Consider the following 14,637-nt stretch of genomic DNA (forward strand, 5'->3'; position numbering starts at 1 on the left):
TCAGGCCCCGCCCAGCAGACCCGGGATGCGGGCGAACATTTCGTTCGTGAACGAGACGATCTCCGAGATCATCCAGTGCCCGGAGATGAACAGTGCCACTCCCACCGCCGCCATTTTCGGCACGAACGCGAGCGTCACCTCTTGGATCTGGGTGATCGATTGCAGCAGGGACACCCCGAAGCCCACCACCAGGGCTGTGATGAGGATGGGAGCGCACAGTTTCGCGGCGACCAGCAGTCCCTGCAATCCAATGTCCAATACAGCGTTGGTGTCCACTAGCCGCCTCGATAGCTGGAGATGAGAGAGGTGATGATGAGCCCCCATCCGTCGACGAGGATGAACAGGAGGATTTTGAACGGCAACGAGATCATCACCGGGGGCAGCATCATCATGCCCATCGACATCAGCGCCGCAGCCACGACGATGTCGATCACCAGGAACGGCACGAAGATCACGAAGCCGATGATGAAAGCCGCCCGCAACTCGGAGATCATGAACGCGGGGATCAGCGTCAGCATCGGTACCGCGGCCGGGGTGTCCGGGTTTTCGGCCCCCGAGGCGCGGGTCATCAGCGCCAGGTCTTCTTCGCGGGTATTGGAGAGCATGAACTCGCGCAGCGGGCCCGAGGCGGTGTCGATGGCGGTGCTGAAGGTCATCTCACCGGCGAGGTAGGGCTGCACCGCGTTGGTGTTCACATCCGAGACCACCGGCGCCATGATGAACAGCGACAAGAACAGAGCCAGCCCGGCGAGCACCTGGTTGGGCGGGATTGACGGCAGTGCGAGGGCATTCCTGGCCATCGCCAGCACCACGAAGATCTTGGTGAACGACGTCATCATCAGTAGCAGTGCCGGCGCGACCGACAGCAGCGTGATGCCGAGCAGCGTGACGATGGAGAACGACGGTGAGCCGTCCGGTCCGTTGATCTGCACTGACAGTCCGCCGGTGCCGTCGCCTGGGGCGGCGGGATCCGTCGGTGGAGTCGGATCGATCGGGGCGGCGTGGCCGCTCCAGGCGGTCACCGCAACCAGAATCAGCGCGATCGCCAGGCTGAGGCCGACGAGGACGGCGAAGCGTTTCGCAGATCCTCTCCTGCCGCGCGTGGCGATCGCCACAGTCACTTGGTCAGTCCCTGCCGCAGTGCGTTCGCGGTTTGTTTCCACACCAGGGGCGACAGGATCGACCCGCCGAGCCTGCCGGGTGCCAGGCTCGGCCGGCGGGCTGCCCCGGTGATGATGGCGAGGTCGGCCTTGTCGATCGACGCGGCGGACATCGACTTGGCGAATTCTGCGGCACCGGCACGGTTGCTTTCTACGACTCTGACGACGGGAGCTTCGCTGGTTCCGAGCACGTTCACCGTTTGCTCGGTGACGCCGAGCAGATACCGCATGCCCTCAACGTCCACGACGACGACGGAGGCCTTCTGGCTGATCCCGCGCCGGGTGACCACCGTGACCAGGTCACCGGTGTTGTTCTTACGCGACTTGCGTGCGAGGCGCCGCTGCACCATCCACAGCAAACCCAGCACCACCGCAAGCGACAGCACAACCCGCAGTGCGAGGTAAACCGGCTCCATCTAGAGTCCCAGGCCCTCGTCCACGTCGAGAATCTGGGTGATCCGCACGGCGTAGTCCTGATCGACGACGACGACCTCGCCGTGGGCGATCAGCCTGCCGTTGAGCAGCACGTCCGCGGGTGCACCGGCGGACCGGTCCAGTTCGATAACGGCGCCAGGCTCGAGGCTCAGCACGTCCCGCACCGACATCCTGGTGCGTCCGATTTCCACCGTGAGCGCCATTTCGACGTTGTTGATCCGGCCCAATTTCGCGGACATAGAACCCTCCCCGGCCTTGCTCGAACGCGTACCGACCGTGCCGGACATGCGGATGCGAATGGCGAACCAACCGGCGACCGTGCCGTTGTCGGTGAGCTCGAACACCGTCGTCTCCGCGTCGGCGAACAAGTCGCCCGCGTCCTCCACCGCGGTCTCCCCGAGCACACCGACCCCGAGTACTGCCACGGCGCTTTCCAGCGCCGGACGCAGCACGTCCTCGACGGAGAGGAGCGGCGAATCGGTGCCTGCCGCGGCGGCCAACGCGTCGGTGTCGAGCAGCGCCACCGCAAGGTCCGCGGAGGTGGCTCCGACGAAGCTCGCAACCGCTGCGCGCGTCGCGGCCGGCACCGCGGCGCTGGTGACGGCGACCGCCGTGAGCGGTGTGGTGGTCGGCAGCAACTGCACGAGCGCGTCAGCGGCGGCCGCTTTCACATCGATGGTGGCCGTTTTCTTCACGGTTTCTCCTCTGTATTGACGACCACGCACGCAAGGCGCTGGCCGTTGGCTCCGACTGCGGCGCATCCGAATCGGTGTCCGCCGATGGCGACGTCCAGCGGCCGGCTCTGCGGATGCGGCAACGGCAGGACATCGCCCACCTCAAGGTTCAGGATCACCGACGGTTTGACCTGTGCCGGGTTGAGCCGCAGCGACACGTCCACCGGGACGTTGGCGAGTTGGCTGACCACAAGTTCTCTCGCGTTCGCGGTCGTGCTGGTCGGGTTCGCCTCCCCCAGTTGCGGCAGCAGTACTTCTGCGGGAATCGCCAGCGTTGCCTCGGAGGTAATGTCGCCGACCCGGATGGTGAACGTGGCGACGATCATGAGGTCGCCGGTGGCGGCCGCTTGGGCGAACTGCGAGTTGTACTGCAGCGATTCGACGCTGATCGGGGTGACCAGAAGGGAGCCGAGCGAATACCGGAGGTCTTCCAGGGCGTCGTCCATGAGCCGACGCACCAGTGCCTGCTCGATCTGGGTGAACTTGCGGTCTGGCGCCGTGATCGCGCCGTTGCCGCCGAGCATGTGCGCCACCCAGGACAGTGCGGCGGACATCGGAAACTGGATGACCGCCTTCGCCGCGACATCCTCGAGCGTGCAGAGCACCATTGCAGTGGTTGGCGCGAGCGACGACGCATACTCGTCGTAGGTCATCATCGACACCTGCTCCGAGGTGGCGTGGGACAGCACCCGCACCTTCGCGGTGAGCTGGGTTCCCCATTGCCTGGCAAATGTTTCGAAGGCGAGCTCGAGCACCCTGGCGTGCTCGCGTGCGAGCGTGGTGGGGCGGCGGAAATCGTAGACGTCGACAGAACGCGCCTGCCGAGAGGGCGTGCTGATACGTGCTTGTTGTTCCTGGACCGTCACAAAAGGCACTATCGACCGCCGAAGCGGCGTGGTAAGGCGAGTTAGGGGAAGCGCGTCAGGATGTTGGCCTCCCTGCCGAGTCCAGGTGAACGGTCTTATCCACGATTTTCGGGAGCAGCGCACGCACCGCATCCGACTCCTTCGACAGCACCACGATGTCCACGCGCCGGTTCGCGGCCAGCTCCTGTGGCGATGTGCCTGTCGCGATGGGGCGGGCTGATCCGAAGCCGACGGCGGCGATCCGCTGCTGCGGTACCCCTCCCTGCTCGACCAGATGACGAAGGACGTGCACGGCACGGTCAGCCGACAACTCCCAGTTGCTCGGGTACGGGTAAATCGACTTGCGGTAGTCCGCGTGCCCTTCCACCGAAATATCGTGGTCAGCCTTCACCAGGGTCGGCGACACGGCATCCAGAATCTGTCCGGCTTGGGCCGTCAGTATGGCACTGCTCGTCTCGAAGAACGTCTCGGTTCCCACGAGCCGCACGGTGAGTCCGCGCTGGTCGATGACAAAACGCACGCTGTCCGCGAGCCCTCGGTTCGCCAGAGCAGCCCGGATCTGCTCCTTGAGTTCATCGAGTTCGTCGACTTCCTGCACGGCGCGTTGCACCTCGCTGAGCACCTCCTCAGCATCCGTCGTGCCCTGACCTTTGGCGTACACGGTATCGGGCATCACCCGAACGGTGCTGTCCGCCGGATCGTTCGCGTCTACCTTGGTCACGCCAAAGCCGGCTGCCAGCGAGTTACGCAGCTGGTCGTACTTGCCCTCGTTGACCGAGGAGATCGCGAACAGAACGATGAACATGCACAGCAGCACCGTGACCATGTCCATGTAGGAGGCCATCCACCGCTCGCCGTTTTCTTCTTCGTGGTGCTCTTCGAGTTTGCGGCGACGGGGACGGGCGCTCATGCCGCCTCCGGCAGCGCGTGGGCCGGAACCATGGCGCGCAGTCGTTCACCGAGCAGCCGCGGTTGGCTTCCGGACTGCACAGCCAGCGCGCCTTCCATCATGAGCGTCATGCGCTCGATCTCAAGGTCGCAGAGCCGGTTCAGCCGCGCGCCGATGGGCAACCACATGAAGTTGGCGCTGAGCAGACCCCACAGGGTGGCGACGAACGCGGTGGCGATGGCCGGGCCGAGCGTCTCCGGTGAGCCCAGATTCTCCAGAACGTGGGTGAGGGCAACGACGGTGCCGATGATCCCGATGGTCGGCGCATAGCCGCCCATGATGTTGTAGAACTTGGCCGCGGTGCGACGGGCCTTGGCGGTGGTGGCGATCTCGTCTTCGAGCAGGATGCGCAGCTCATCGGCATCGGTGCCGTCGGCGATGTTCTGTAGCGCGTCGCGCAGGAACGGATCGGTGACGTCTTCCGCGTCTTGTTCGAGCGCAAGCAGCCCGGCGCCGCGCGCCTTCTCTGCGAGCCCGACCATCTGATTGATGACCTCCTGTGGCGGCGTGGTCTTTCCCTTGAACGCCGTCGGCAGGGCCTTCAGCGCCAGCACCGAATCCTTCAGTGTGCCGCTCGCGATCGCGACCGCGATGCTGGCACCGAACACCAGGATCATCGGTGCGGGCAGGAGGATCGCCATCACACTCGAACCCTCGATAACGATCATGCCCATCAGCGCGCCGAACGCAACGACGATGCCGATGATAGTAGCCGGGTCCATTACGCATTCCTTGGGGATGGAGACGCAGCGATGTCGCTTCCGTCATCGACGAGTTTCACGGGGCTGTGCTCTGGCGGCACGAGGTCAAGTTTTTGCGTTCCGCGCCGATGCGATATCGGCGGGATGCCGCGGGCGAGCGTGATGACGTAGGCGCGATAGTTCGCGATCATCTCGATGACCTCGTCCATCGTCTCGGTGACGATGTACTTGGCGCCGTCCACCATCACCAACGTGGTGTCGGGATTGGCGTGGATGCGCTCGATCAGATCGGGGTTCACCGCAAACTGGCTGTCGTTCAGCCGCGTTACAACGATCATGAGCCCATCCCTGGTCTTCTTGAAACACGGGTCCAATCCTTGGACCCTCACCGCTTACTGTCGGCCGTCAGCGTTGTCGCGTTAGCCGTGCACCGTTATCGCTTCAGGTTGGTCAGCTCCTGCAGCACCTCGTCGGAAGTGGTGATCACCCGGGCGTTGGCCTGAAAACCGCGCTGGGCAACGATCAGGTTGGTGAATTCCTGGGAAAGATCCACGTTGGACATCTCCAACGCCCCGCCGGCGAGCGACCCGAGGCCGGCCGATCCTGGGGTGCCGTACTCGGCGGTCCCCGAGTTGATCGTGGCGCGGTAGCCGGAGGAACCGGCCTTCTCGAGGCCGCCGGGGTTCACGAAGTTTGCCAGCGCGATGCGAGCGATCGGCTCCTTGGCGCCGTTGCTGAACGACCCGATCAGGGTACCGTCCTTGGACAGCGTGTAGGACTCGAGCGTGCCGGCTGTGCGGCCGTCCTGGCTGTTGATGGCGACGGTGGTGACTCCGGCGTAGCCGGTGAGGCCGGTCAGGTCGATGCCGATACCACCGACCACGAACCCGGCGCCACCAGTGAAGCTGTTTCCCGATGCCGTCAGGTTCGCGGTGACCGGCCCGCTTCCATCGTTGGCCGTAACATCCCAGCCAGCAGCGGTGCGGCTGAACGAGAGTGTCAGGGTACGGGCTGCCCCTTGGGCGTCATAGACCGAAACATCGCGCACAATCGCTGGGTCGCCGACGTTGGCGTCGGCTGGCAGGTTGCCTCCCAGCACCGAATTGCTGGTGGCCTTTGCGGGTGCGATGGCTTGCCGAGGCAGGGTGATGTCGCCGACGGCGCCGCCGGTCTGGATGACGCCACCGACCGCGGTCCAGCCCTGCACCAACGAGCCGTCAGGGCTGACGAGGCGACCCTCCGAGTCGAAGTCGAAGGCTCCGGCGCGCGTGAACAAGGTTTCGGCACCGAGCCTGGTGACGAAGAACCCATCACCGGAGATCATCATGTCGCTCGCCTTACCGGTCGACTGCGCCGCGCCCTGGGAGAAGTTTGTGGAGATACCGGCTACCCGCACGCCGAGGCCGACCTGAGCGGGGTTGGTGCCACCGGCATCCGGCTGCGCACCGCCAGCGCCCTGCACCATCTGCGACAGGGTGTCTTGGAACTGCGTCGCCGACACCTTGAACCCGGTCGTGTTGACGTTGGCGATGTTGTTGCCGGTGACGTCGAGCATGGTCTGGTGCGAGCGGAGTCCGGAGATTCCGGAGTAGAGCGAGCGAAGCATGATTGAGCCTTTCGGTGGGTGAAACGAACGTGGTTAGGAAGCAGGTTTGGTCGAAATGCGGAGGATGGCGTCGAGGGGAATGTCCATTCCGTTGACGTTGACCTGGGGAACCGAGCCGGTGTAGGACACCGAGCTCGGAGTTCCGCTGAGCACGGTGCCGTCTTTGCCGTGATACGAAACGATCTGGCCCAGAAGACTGGCCGCGGCGGTGCGCATTTGCAGCGAAAAGTTCTCGTCGCTCGTCGTGGTGAGCGCCGTCATTTTCTCCATCATCGCCAACTGGGTGGTCTGGGAAATCATCTGATTGGTGTCCATGGGCGAACTCGGATCCTGGTTGCGCAGTTGGGTCACGAGCAGGGACATGAACGCCTCGCCGTCGAGGGTCTGCTTGGGTGCCCTGGTTGGCGCGGTGGCATACATGCCGCCGGTGGGTGCGATGGGGTCAACGGGCACTGTGGTCTCCTGATCTCGTGCTGGTGTTTCTGGTCATGCCATCACGTCGATGGTCGATGAAGTTCGGTACTGCACCGCATACGGCTTCCTCTCCGCGACGGCGTCTGGCGCCTGCGACCGGATGCCCTCTGCGGGCAGCTGTCGCTGCGTGCGCCCGCCCCTCGACGGGTCGCCGCCCAGATTGTTCGGCTGGTTCTGCGAGGAGAGGTCCAAACTCGAGTTGATGCCCGAGCCGGCGAGGTCACGCCTCAGATCCGGGAGAACGGCCCTGAGTGCATCCCGGCCGGCATCGTTGGGGGCGAAAAGCTGCACCCGCATGCCGTCAGCGCTCACGTGTGCCTGCACGGTCACCGGTCCGAGGTTGTCGGGGGTGACCGTGATGGTCACCGTGTGGTCTCCGAAAGCGGCACCCGCCAGGCTGAACAGAGGTTTGGCGACTTGCGCGGCGAAGGCAGGCGGCGGCGGAGCAGGTGCAACGACCGCCGGTGTCGGCGCGATCGCGTGCGGCGCCGGTGCCGCCGCGACGGGAGGTGCTACCGGCGTGAGGCCGGCGGACGCGGCTTGGGAGCTGACGACATCTGTTGCGATGCCCGCTACGGGGCCGGAATCTTGCGCAGCAGGACTGTGCCCAGCGACAAGGACTGCCGCTGCCGTCGGAGCGAGTGTCGATGCCGAAGCAGTCCTTGCCGCCACGGCCGGCACCACCACGGCCGGCTCTGCCATGGCCGGAGCGAACACCGCTGAAGCCAACGGTGGTGCCGCCACCGGAGCGTCCGAGGCTTTGTGAAGAGACGGTGCTGTCGGAAGGGACGGTGCTGTCGGAAGAGACGGTGCTGTCGGAAGAGACGGTGCTGTCGACGGAACGGACGCCGGAGCCTCTGCAGCAGTTTGCCCGCCAACCGCGGTGGCCGGTTGATCAATCGGGACCTGTGCCGTCGAAATGGCTTCGCCATGCGCGTGCGGAGTGGACGTCGTGATCTCGCTTGTTCCCGATGGCAGTGCATCGACAGGCTGCGCCGAAGCTGCTGCCGGTTGTGGCATCCCGCCACCAGCCGCCTCAACTGCGACGGTATCGGCGGCGACAGTATCGGGGGCGCTGGTTTCGGGGTTGGCCGCGTCCGCCACGCTGTCCAGCACAACAGGGATTGAAACGGCGGCATCGGCCTGAGTGGTCGATGCCTGGCCAGTGGGGGTCGACACAGCGATTACCACCATGGAACCAGCCAGGGCGGGAGTGGGGATGGTCGGCGTCGCCACAAGTGCGATCGCATCGGTGCCTGACTGAGCCGTGGCCGCGTCATCACCTGTAGTGGGGAGGACATCCGGCTCTTGTGTGTCTGTGACGCTTTTCTCCGCACCTTTCACCTCGGATGCCTCGATCGCCGCTGACAATTCTTCGACGGCGCCCTGCAACGCATCCGTGAAGCCGGCTGTGGCATTCTTTTTGCCGGCGTGCGGGCCGGCGACGGTCGGTGCGGACACCGCGCTCATGACCATGGTCATTCTTCAGCTCCCTCGTGGTGGCGCTGCCAGGCACCAGAGGCGATTTCGTCCAGCGCCGTCTGTTCCTTGTGAACGTCGTCCGCGGCCACCGCTTCGGTGTGCCTGACTTCGAGCTTTTCGAGTCGGATGGCGCGCGATCGGGCGGCGTCGAAGACGGCCTGTGCCTGATCCACCTCGGTGCGAACCTCTGCGCCTACCCCCTCGAGGTCGGCAAGGGTGCTGCGAGAGGAGGCGCGGGCGGCGGCCACCGCGTGCAGCGCTGCTGTGTTCGCCACTTCGCTCAGGGTCGACCCGAGCGCGGTGCGAGCCCGCATCTGGCGAAAGTTGTTCTCACGCATCCGCCCGTTGGCGACCGCGAGTTGACTGGCCGCCTGGTCTTGCTGCAGGTGACGCAGCCGCAGCAATCCGGCAAGGGGAAACAGTCGCACCATCACGTACCTCCGAGCAGTCGGGTGAGAGTGTGCAGCCGCTCCCAGGCTTGATCGGCAGGTGTCTGGTCGTCCATGCGCTGCTGCAAAAAATCGTTGATTGCACTCTGGTGGGTGACAGCGGCATCCACGAGCGGATTGGTCCCCGGCTGGTAAGCGCCGACATCCAGCAGATCCTGGGCGGCGTTCCGGGCGGCAAGCACCTGTCGCAGCGAGGAGGCGATGGCGGTGCGTTCCGGAGTGTTGACCCGGGAGGCCACGCGGGACAGGGATCGTAACGCGTCGACGGAGGGAAAGTGCCCGGCAACGGCGAGCTTGCGGTCGAGCACGACGTGTCCGTCCAGCATCGATCGAGCGGAGTCGGCGATGGGTTCGTTGTGGTCGTCGCCGTCCACCAGCACGGTGTAGATGCCGGTGACGGAGCCGACCTCCCCGGTGCCGGCCCGCTCCAAGAGTTGAGCGAGCACGGAGAATGTGGACGGCGGGTATCCGCGGGTTGCCGGCGGCTCCCCCACCGAGAGGCCGATTTCGCGCTGAGCCATCGCCACTCTGGTGAGCGAGTCCATCATCAGCATTACGTCGGCCCCGCGGTCGCGGAACGACTCGGCGATGCGCGTGGCGACGAAGGCGGCGCGCAGCCGCATGAGCGCTGGCTCGTCGGAGGTGGAGACCACGACGATCGACCGCGCGAGTCCGTCCGTGCCCAGGTCGTCTTCAAGGAACTCACGGACTTCTCGACCTCGTTCGCCGACCAGGGCAATCACGGAAACTTGTGCGTTCGTGCCGCGCGCGATCATGGAGAGCAGGGAGGATTTGCCCACACCGGACCCGGCGAACAAACCCATCCTCTGCCCTTTGCCGACCGTGGTCAGCGTGTCCATGACGCGAACTCCCAGTTGCAGTGCGGTGTCGACTCTGCCGCGGTGCATCGCAGATGGTGTGTCGTGGTCCAGCGCCACCATCGCGTCCGTCTGCAACGGCCCCTTGCCGTCGATGGGCCGGCCCAGGCCGTTGAGCACTCGCCCGAACAAGCCTTCCCCCGTGGGCACTCGCAGCGGGGCACCCTTCGAGCGCACCACGTCGCCCGCCTTGATCCCGACCAGACGGCCCAGTGGCATGCAGCGCAGGCTGTCCCGGGTGGCTGCAACGACTTCGGCGTCGACACCGGGGTTCTCACCGATAGTGAGCAGGTCGCCGATCGCGCAATCCAGCCCTTCGACTGCGGCCCCGAGTCCCACGATCGAGGAGACAACGCCCACCCGTTCCGGGCGCGCCGCCACCACGGCGGCGGCGAAGTCCACCGCGCGCGGCCCCCAGGTGTCGATCACTGTGCACCCGCCAACGCCGACTTCGCACGCGCGAGTGCGGTGCCGATGCGCGCGTCGACGAAACCATCCGGTAGCTCCGCGATGGCGTCGCCGCGATTCAACTGTGGATCCGGTAGGAAGGTGAGATCGTGACGCAGTTGCAATTCGTCGGCTAACAGCTCCAAATCATCCGGATTCATCCGCACCAGCGGTGTGACGGAGTTGATCGGCTGCATTGTCGCGCGGGTCAACGCCGCCCGCGCCGAGCCCTCCTCGTCACACAGTTCATGTCCGACGACGGCTTCGGCCAGTTCCAGTGCGGATGCGACGAGAACGTCTTGCGAGTCGGACACGACGGGAAGTACTGCGGCGTTCACTGCGGCAGTTGCCGCAGCCAGAACGTCGATGGCCCGGTCGAGCTGCGCCTGCCGTTGCCGTTCGAGACGGTCGTGCTCTGCCCTCAGTTCAGTGCGCAACGCATCCGTGGTGGCCGCTGCGGCACGCAGCCCCGCGGCGTATCCGGCGGCGTGGCCGCGAACCTCGCCTCGGCTGCGGTTGGAGCCGAGGTCGCCGGCCAGCAGGACTGGGTACTCGGCGAGTGAGAACTCAGCTGACATATTCGTCCTCGTCTCCGCGCTGCACCCGGATGGCGCCCTTGGCTTCCAGCTCCCGGATCGACTTCACGATCTCGGCGCGGGCGTCTTCGACCTGCGAGACCCGGGCCGGGCCCATGGTCTTGACCTCTTCGTCGAGGAATTCGCGGTTGCGTTCGGAAAGGTTCTTGCGGATGGTCTCGATCACCGCTTCGGACGAGCCCTTCATCGCCAGCGCCAACACGGTGGGGTCGATGCCGTGCAACACCTGCTGCACGTCGCGGGCGTCGAGCTTGACGATGTCGGCGAAGGTGAGCATCCGGGAGCGCACTTCCTCCGCCAGTTCCGGGTCCCGCTGGTCGAGGGCTTCCAGCAGTGCTCGCTCTACGGCGACGTCGGCACGGTTGATGATGTCCACCAGGGGCTGCACTCCCCCGACGACTTCGACCGGTCCGCGCGGTGCCACCACGGCACCGGCGCGCAGTTTGAGAGTTTCGGCGACCACGCGCACCGCCTCGGGGGTGGCGGAGCCCATCGTGGCGATGCTCTGCGCAACGTCGGTGCGCAGGCTGCCCTCGAGGCCGGCGATCACCGAGGAAGCGTGCTCGGGACGCAGGTGCGCCAGCACCAGTGCGATGGTCTGCGGCAGTTCACCGTCCAGCAGAGTGAGCACCTGGCCGGGCTCGGCGGCGTCGAGGAACTCGAATGCTTTGCCAGCCATTGACGAGGCCAACCGGCTCATCACCCCGGCCGCCTTCTCGGCGCCGAATGAGGCCTCGAGCAATTCGACGGCGAAGTCCCGGCCGCCGCGCGGATGCACACGGCCCTGCAGCGCCATGGTGTGGAATTCCGTGAGGGCGCGGCTGGCGACATCCGCGTCCACGCGCCGCAGACGGACGATTTCCGCCGCAATCTCGTCCGCCTCGGATTCGGAAAACTGCTTCATGACCTCGGCGGCACGCTCATGGTGCATGTTCATCAACACCACGGCCACCTTCTGGGTGCCGGTCAGCTCTTCTTTGACGTCGGGCATCAGACGGGCTGCCTGTCATCCATCAGGCCGCGCAGGAAGTCGGCCATCTTCTCCGGGTCGTTGCCAGCAAGGAGGTCGATGTCGGCGCGGGTGCGGTCCAGTTCGCTCGGGCCGGAGGCGTTCGGGTCGGGCTCGGCGGCGGAAATTCCGGCAGGCGGCTCCATTTCTGCCGGCGCCAGACGCGGCGGCAGCCCGGCCGGGCGCATCGGAGCTTCGAGCACCTCCCTGGCCTCGACCAGTTCGGCGAGGTCGATGGCCTCGCGCTTCTGCCGCTTGGAGAAGCGGGCGTACGCAATCAGGCCGAGAATGAAGATAAGCACCGCACCGCCAGCCATGATGCCGGTGCGTAGCAGGTTGGACTGCGCTTCGGAGGCGGCGGCCTCCTTGCTGGCGTTGAGCGCAGCGGCGGCTTCCGCGGCTCGGCTGTTGTCGAAGTTCACCACTTTGACGGCGACCTGGTCGCCGCGTTCCGTGCTGATTCCGGCGGCGGAGGACACCAGTGCGGTGATGGCCGGCACATCGAGATTCTTCGCCACGGCGGCGTTAACAGCCACAGACACGGTTTGGCGTTTCACCGATCCCGCGGGGATGGTCCGCGATTCGGTGACCTTGTTCACTGCGTTGTTCTTGGTGACACTCTCGGAGGCGGTGCCGCCCGCATCACCGGTAGGGGCGGGAACTGCGATGTTGTCCGGACCGAGAACGCCCGTGGCGCTGCCGGCGGAACCCTGCACGCTCTGCTTGCTCGTGGCCTCGTTGAGCGCCGGCGCCCCTTCCGGTGTGGTGAATGATTCCTCGGTGCGCACCGCGGATTCCTGGTCCATGTCGGCGGCCACAACCACGGTCGCGTTGCCGGAGCCCACCACCCGGTCAAGCATGGTCTGCACCGCCGTGCGCACCCGCTCTTCGTAGTCGGTGGCACCGGCGCTGGCGGCATCGGCGGCGTCGCCGCCCACGACCGAGAGCACGTTACCCTTGGCGTCGATCACGGCGACGTCGGTGGGGGCCATTCCTTCGACCGACGCGGAGGTGAGGTGCACAATGGCCTGCACCTGTTCGCGGCTGAGAGTCACGCCGTTCTTCGTGTCGATGAACACCGAGGCGGTCGGGTCGGCGACCTTGGACACGAACACGGTCTTTTCGGGGATCGCGAGGTGCACGGAAGCGGCCTTGACCCCATCCAGGGAGGCGATGGTGGACGCGAGTTCGCCTTCCATAGCGCGCTTGTAAGTGACGGACTGCTGGAACTCCGAGGAGGTCACCCCCATCTTGTCCAAGAGCGAATACCCACCGGTGGTCGACGCGGGAATCCCTGCCGCCGCAGACTTCATCCGTTCGTCGTACACCTTGTCCTCGGGCACGAGGATGGTACCGCCGCCTTCGGTGATCTGATAGGGCACGCCGTCGGTTCGCAGCTGCTCCACGATCGCGCTGGCATCCGCGGCCGCCAGTCCGGAGAACAGCGGGCTATAGGACGGCTTGAGTGCCCAGGTCGCAAAAGCCGTGATGCCCAGCACGAGCACGGCGATGCCGATGACGGCGATGGTGCGCTGCGCGATGGAGAACTTGCCGATGGTGCCGGCGAAGCGCCCGAAGGCTGAGGTGATCTGACGGACCATCAGGCCTGCATCCGCATGATCTCGGTGAACGCATCAACGGCCTTGTTGCGCACGGCGGCGACCAGTTCGAGCGAGACCTGGGCGCGCGTGGAGGCGAGCACGGCGGAGTGGATGTCGTTCAGGTTGCCGGTGACGGCCTGAATGGCAAGCGTGTCCGAGGTGGACTGCAGCTGCTGCAGGTTGTCAACGGCACCACCGAGCACGTTCGAGAAAGCAGATCCATCGGTGGTCGCGATGTTGCCCACCGGCGGCAGGTAACCGGTGCCGGCCACACCCTGCACGGAACCGACAGAAGGGATGGCGATCATGAGCGTCCAATCTGCAGTGCCGCTTGGTAGATTTCCTTGGCCCGGTCCACGACTGACGCATTGGCCTGGTAGCCGCGTTGCGCGAGGATCAACTGGCCCATTTGGGCAGCCATGTCGATGTCGGGGTAGCGCACGTAACCGTTCTCATCGGCGAGCGGATGGTCCGGCTCGTACACGAGGCGGCCTTCTGGATCGCCTTCTGCCGTGCCGGCGACATACACGCCGCTGTTGCCTTGGCCTTCTTGGGCGATCACGTAGCGGGCCTGGAACGCGGTGCCGTTGGTGGCGCTGACGGTGTTCAGGTTCGCCAGGTTGTCCGAGACGGCGTCCAGCCACTTGCGGTGCACCGTCAGCGCGGTGCCGGCGATGCCGATCGCGTCCAGGGGCATTAGTTGGTCCTCATTGCCGTGCGCATCCGGGACACCTGGTCGTCCATCGCTCTGGCTGCGAACTGGTACCGCAACACCGTGTCGATATTGGACAGCGTCTCCGTATCGAGATTGACGTTGTTGCCGTCCAGCCGCGTGGGCTCGAGAGAGCGTTGGGTCGTGGGCACGACGTGACCGCTGCCGGCTTTCACAGATCGGGCAAGAGCGTCTTCGAAGGCAACCCGTTTGGCGTGGTAGCCGGGAGTGTTGACGTTGGCGATGTTATTGGCGATCGCCGACTGTCGCTGAGAAAGCCCGTCCAGTGCGCTCGTCAACGCAACGGAGGTCACGGAATCCAACACAACTTGCCTCTTCACAATGAAAGGTGCGGTCGGCCGATCCGTGGCCTTCGAAGACGAGCTATCCGTGCTCTCTAGTACCTATCGGCACTCTGCTCGCTGCGGTAAGTAGCTCTCCTACAATCCGCGTCAGCGGGTCCGAGCGCGAGCGTCAGCGGGTCGAGTGCGAGCGTCAGCGCGAGCGTATCGAAACCCAGTACTCGACATCGCCGACA

Annotated in this window: 19 protein-coding genes; all 19 read right to left on the reverse strand. The window is 65.5% G+C overall.

What is annotated here, in order from left to right; translation table 11 throughout:
- Positions 1–276 (reverse strand): flagellar biosynthesis protein FliQ, encoded by a 276-nt coding sequence (gene fliQ, locus ABFX56_RS01095; protein ID WP_346231432.1) that lies wholly within the window; start codon positions 274–276, stop codon positions 1–3.
- A complete protein-coding gene (gene fliP, locus ABFX56_RS01100; RefSeq protein ID WP_428834379.1) occupies positions 276–1,121 on the reverse strand; it encodes a flagellar type III secretion system pore protein FliP in 846 nt (281 codons plus the stop codon). The genes fliQ and fliP overlap by 1 nt, the downstream gene beginning before the upstream one ends.
- A complete protein-coding gene (locus ABFX56_RS01105; protein WP_346231433.1) occupies positions 1,118–1,576 on the reverse strand; it encodes a FliO/MopB family protein in 459 nt (152 codons plus the stop codon). The genes fliP and ABFX56_RS01105 overlap by 4 nt, the downstream gene beginning before the upstream one ends.
- Entirely contained in the window at positions 1,577–2,290 is a 714-nt protein-coding gene (gene fliN, locus ABFX56_RS01110; RefSeq protein WP_346231434.1) for a flagellar motor switch protein FliN, read from the reverse strand. It lies immediately after the preceding gene.
- Complete coding sequence (locus tag ABFX56_RS01115; protein ID WP_346231435.1) at positions 2,287–3,195, reverse strand: flagellar motor switch protein FliM; 909 nt, start codon at positions 3,193–3,195, stop codon at positions 2,287–2,289. Before ABFX56_RS01115 ends, fliN begins: the two co-directional genes overlap by 4 nt.
- 55 nt (positions 3,196–3,250) lie before the next feature.
- On the reverse strand, positions 3,251–4,105 hold the full coding sequence (locus tag ABFX56_RS01120) for a flagellar motor protein MotB (RefSeq protein WP_346231436.1): 855 nt from the start codon (positions 4,103–4,105) through the stop codon (positions 3,251–3,253).
- Entirely contained in the window at positions 4,102–4,866 is a 765-nt protein-coding gene (locus ABFX56_RS01125) for a motility protein A (RefSeq protein WP_346231437.1), read from the reverse strand. Before ABFX56_RS01125 ends, ABFX56_RS01120 begins: the two co-directional genes overlap by 4 nt.
- Positions 4,866–5,183, reverse strand: coding sequence for a flagellar FlbD family protein (locus ABFX56_RS01130; protein WP_346231438.1), 318 nt, complete (start codon positions 5,181–5,183; stop codon positions 4,866–4,868). The genes ABFX56_RS01125 and ABFX56_RS01130 overlap by 1 nt, the downstream gene beginning before the upstream one ends.
- Positions 5,184–5,278: 95 nt before the next feature.
- On the reverse strand, positions 5,279–6,451 hold the full coding sequence (locus ABFX56_RS01135) for a flagellar hook protein FlgE (RefSeq protein WP_346231439.1): 1,173 nt from the start codon (positions 6,449–6,451) through the stop codon (positions 5,279–5,281).
- Positions 6,452–6,484: 33 nt separating this feature from the next.
- A complete protein-coding gene (locus tag ABFX56_RS01140) occupies positions 6,485–6,904 on the reverse strand; it encodes a flagellar hook assembly protein FlgD (protein WP_346231440.1) in 420 nt (139 codons plus the stop codon).
- A gap of 33 nt (positions 6,905–6,937) precedes the next feature.
- Positions 6,938–8,407: a flagellar hook-length control protein FliK gene (locus ABFX56_RS01145; RefSeq protein WP_346231441.1), complete on the reverse strand. Its 1,470-nt coding sequence runs from the start codon at positions 8,405–8,407 to the stop codon at positions 6,938–6,940.
- Positions 8,404–8,838, reverse strand: coding sequence for a hypothetical protein (locus ABFX56_RS01150; protein WP_346231442.1), 435 nt, complete (start codon positions 8,836–8,838; stop codon positions 8,404–8,406). Before ABFX56_RS01150 ends, ABFX56_RS01145 begins: the two co-directional genes overlap by 4 nt.
- A complete protein-coding gene (locus tag ABFX56_RS01155; RefSeq protein ID WP_346231443.1) occupies positions 8,838–10,163 on the reverse strand; it encodes a FliI/YscN family ATPase in 1,326 nt (441 codons plus the stop codon). The genes ABFX56_RS01150 and ABFX56_RS01155 overlap by 1 nt, the downstream gene beginning before the upstream one ends.
- Positions 10,160–10,759 (reverse strand): FliH/SctL family protein, encoded by a 600-nt coding sequence (locus tag ABFX56_RS01160; protein ID WP_346231444.1) that lies wholly within the window; start codon positions 10,757–10,759, stop codon positions 10,160–10,162. The genes ABFX56_RS01155 and ABFX56_RS01160 overlap by 4 nt, the downstream gene beginning before the upstream one ends.
- The gene (fliG, locus tag ABFX56_RS01165; RefSeq protein ID WP_346231445.1) at positions 10,749–11,768 is read right to left on the reverse strand and encodes a flagellar motor switch protein FliG; all 1,020 of its coding nucleotides are present in this window, start codon (positions 11,766–11,768) and stop codon (positions 10,749–10,751) included. Before fliG ends, ABFX56_RS01160 begins: the two co-directional genes overlap by 11 nt.
- A complete protein-coding gene (gene fliF / locus ABFX56_RS01170; RefSeq protein ID WP_346231446.1) occupies positions 11,768–13,387 on the reverse strand; it encodes a flagellar basal-body MS-ring/collar protein FliF in 1,620 nt (539 codons plus the stop codon). Before fliF ends, fliG begins: the two co-directional genes overlap by 1 nt.
- Positions 13,387–13,695 (reverse strand): flagellar hook-basal body complex protein FliE, encoded by a 309-nt coding sequence (gene fliE / locus ABFX56_RS01175; protein WP_428834380.1) that lies wholly within the window; start codon positions 13,693–13,695, stop codon positions 13,387–13,389. Before fliE ends, fliF begins: the two co-directional genes overlap by 1 nt.
- Positions 13,692–14,084 carry a flagellar basal body rod protein FlgC gene (flgC, locus tag ABFX56_RS01180; RefSeq protein ID WP_346231447.1) on the reverse strand — a complete coding sequence of 131 codons (393 nt, stop codon included), beginning with the start codon at positions 14,082–14,084 and terminating at the stop codon, positions 13,692–13,694. Before flgC ends, fliE begins: the two co-directional genes overlap by 4 nt.
- Entirely contained in the window at positions 14,084–14,425 is a 342-nt protein-coding gene (locus ABFX56_RS01185) for a flagellar basal body rod protein FlgB (RefSeq protein ID WP_346231448.1), read from the reverse strand. Before ABFX56_RS01185 ends, flgC begins: the two co-directional genes overlap by 1 nt.
- Between the last annotated feature and the right edge of the window lie 212 nt (positions 14,426–14,637).

This window comes from Parafrigoribacterium mesophilum, assembly GCF_039652555.1.
Classification (GTDB): domain Bacteria; phylum Actinomycetota; class Actinomycetes; order Actinomycetales; family Microbacteriaceae; genus Parafrigoribacterium; species Parafrigoribacterium mesophilum.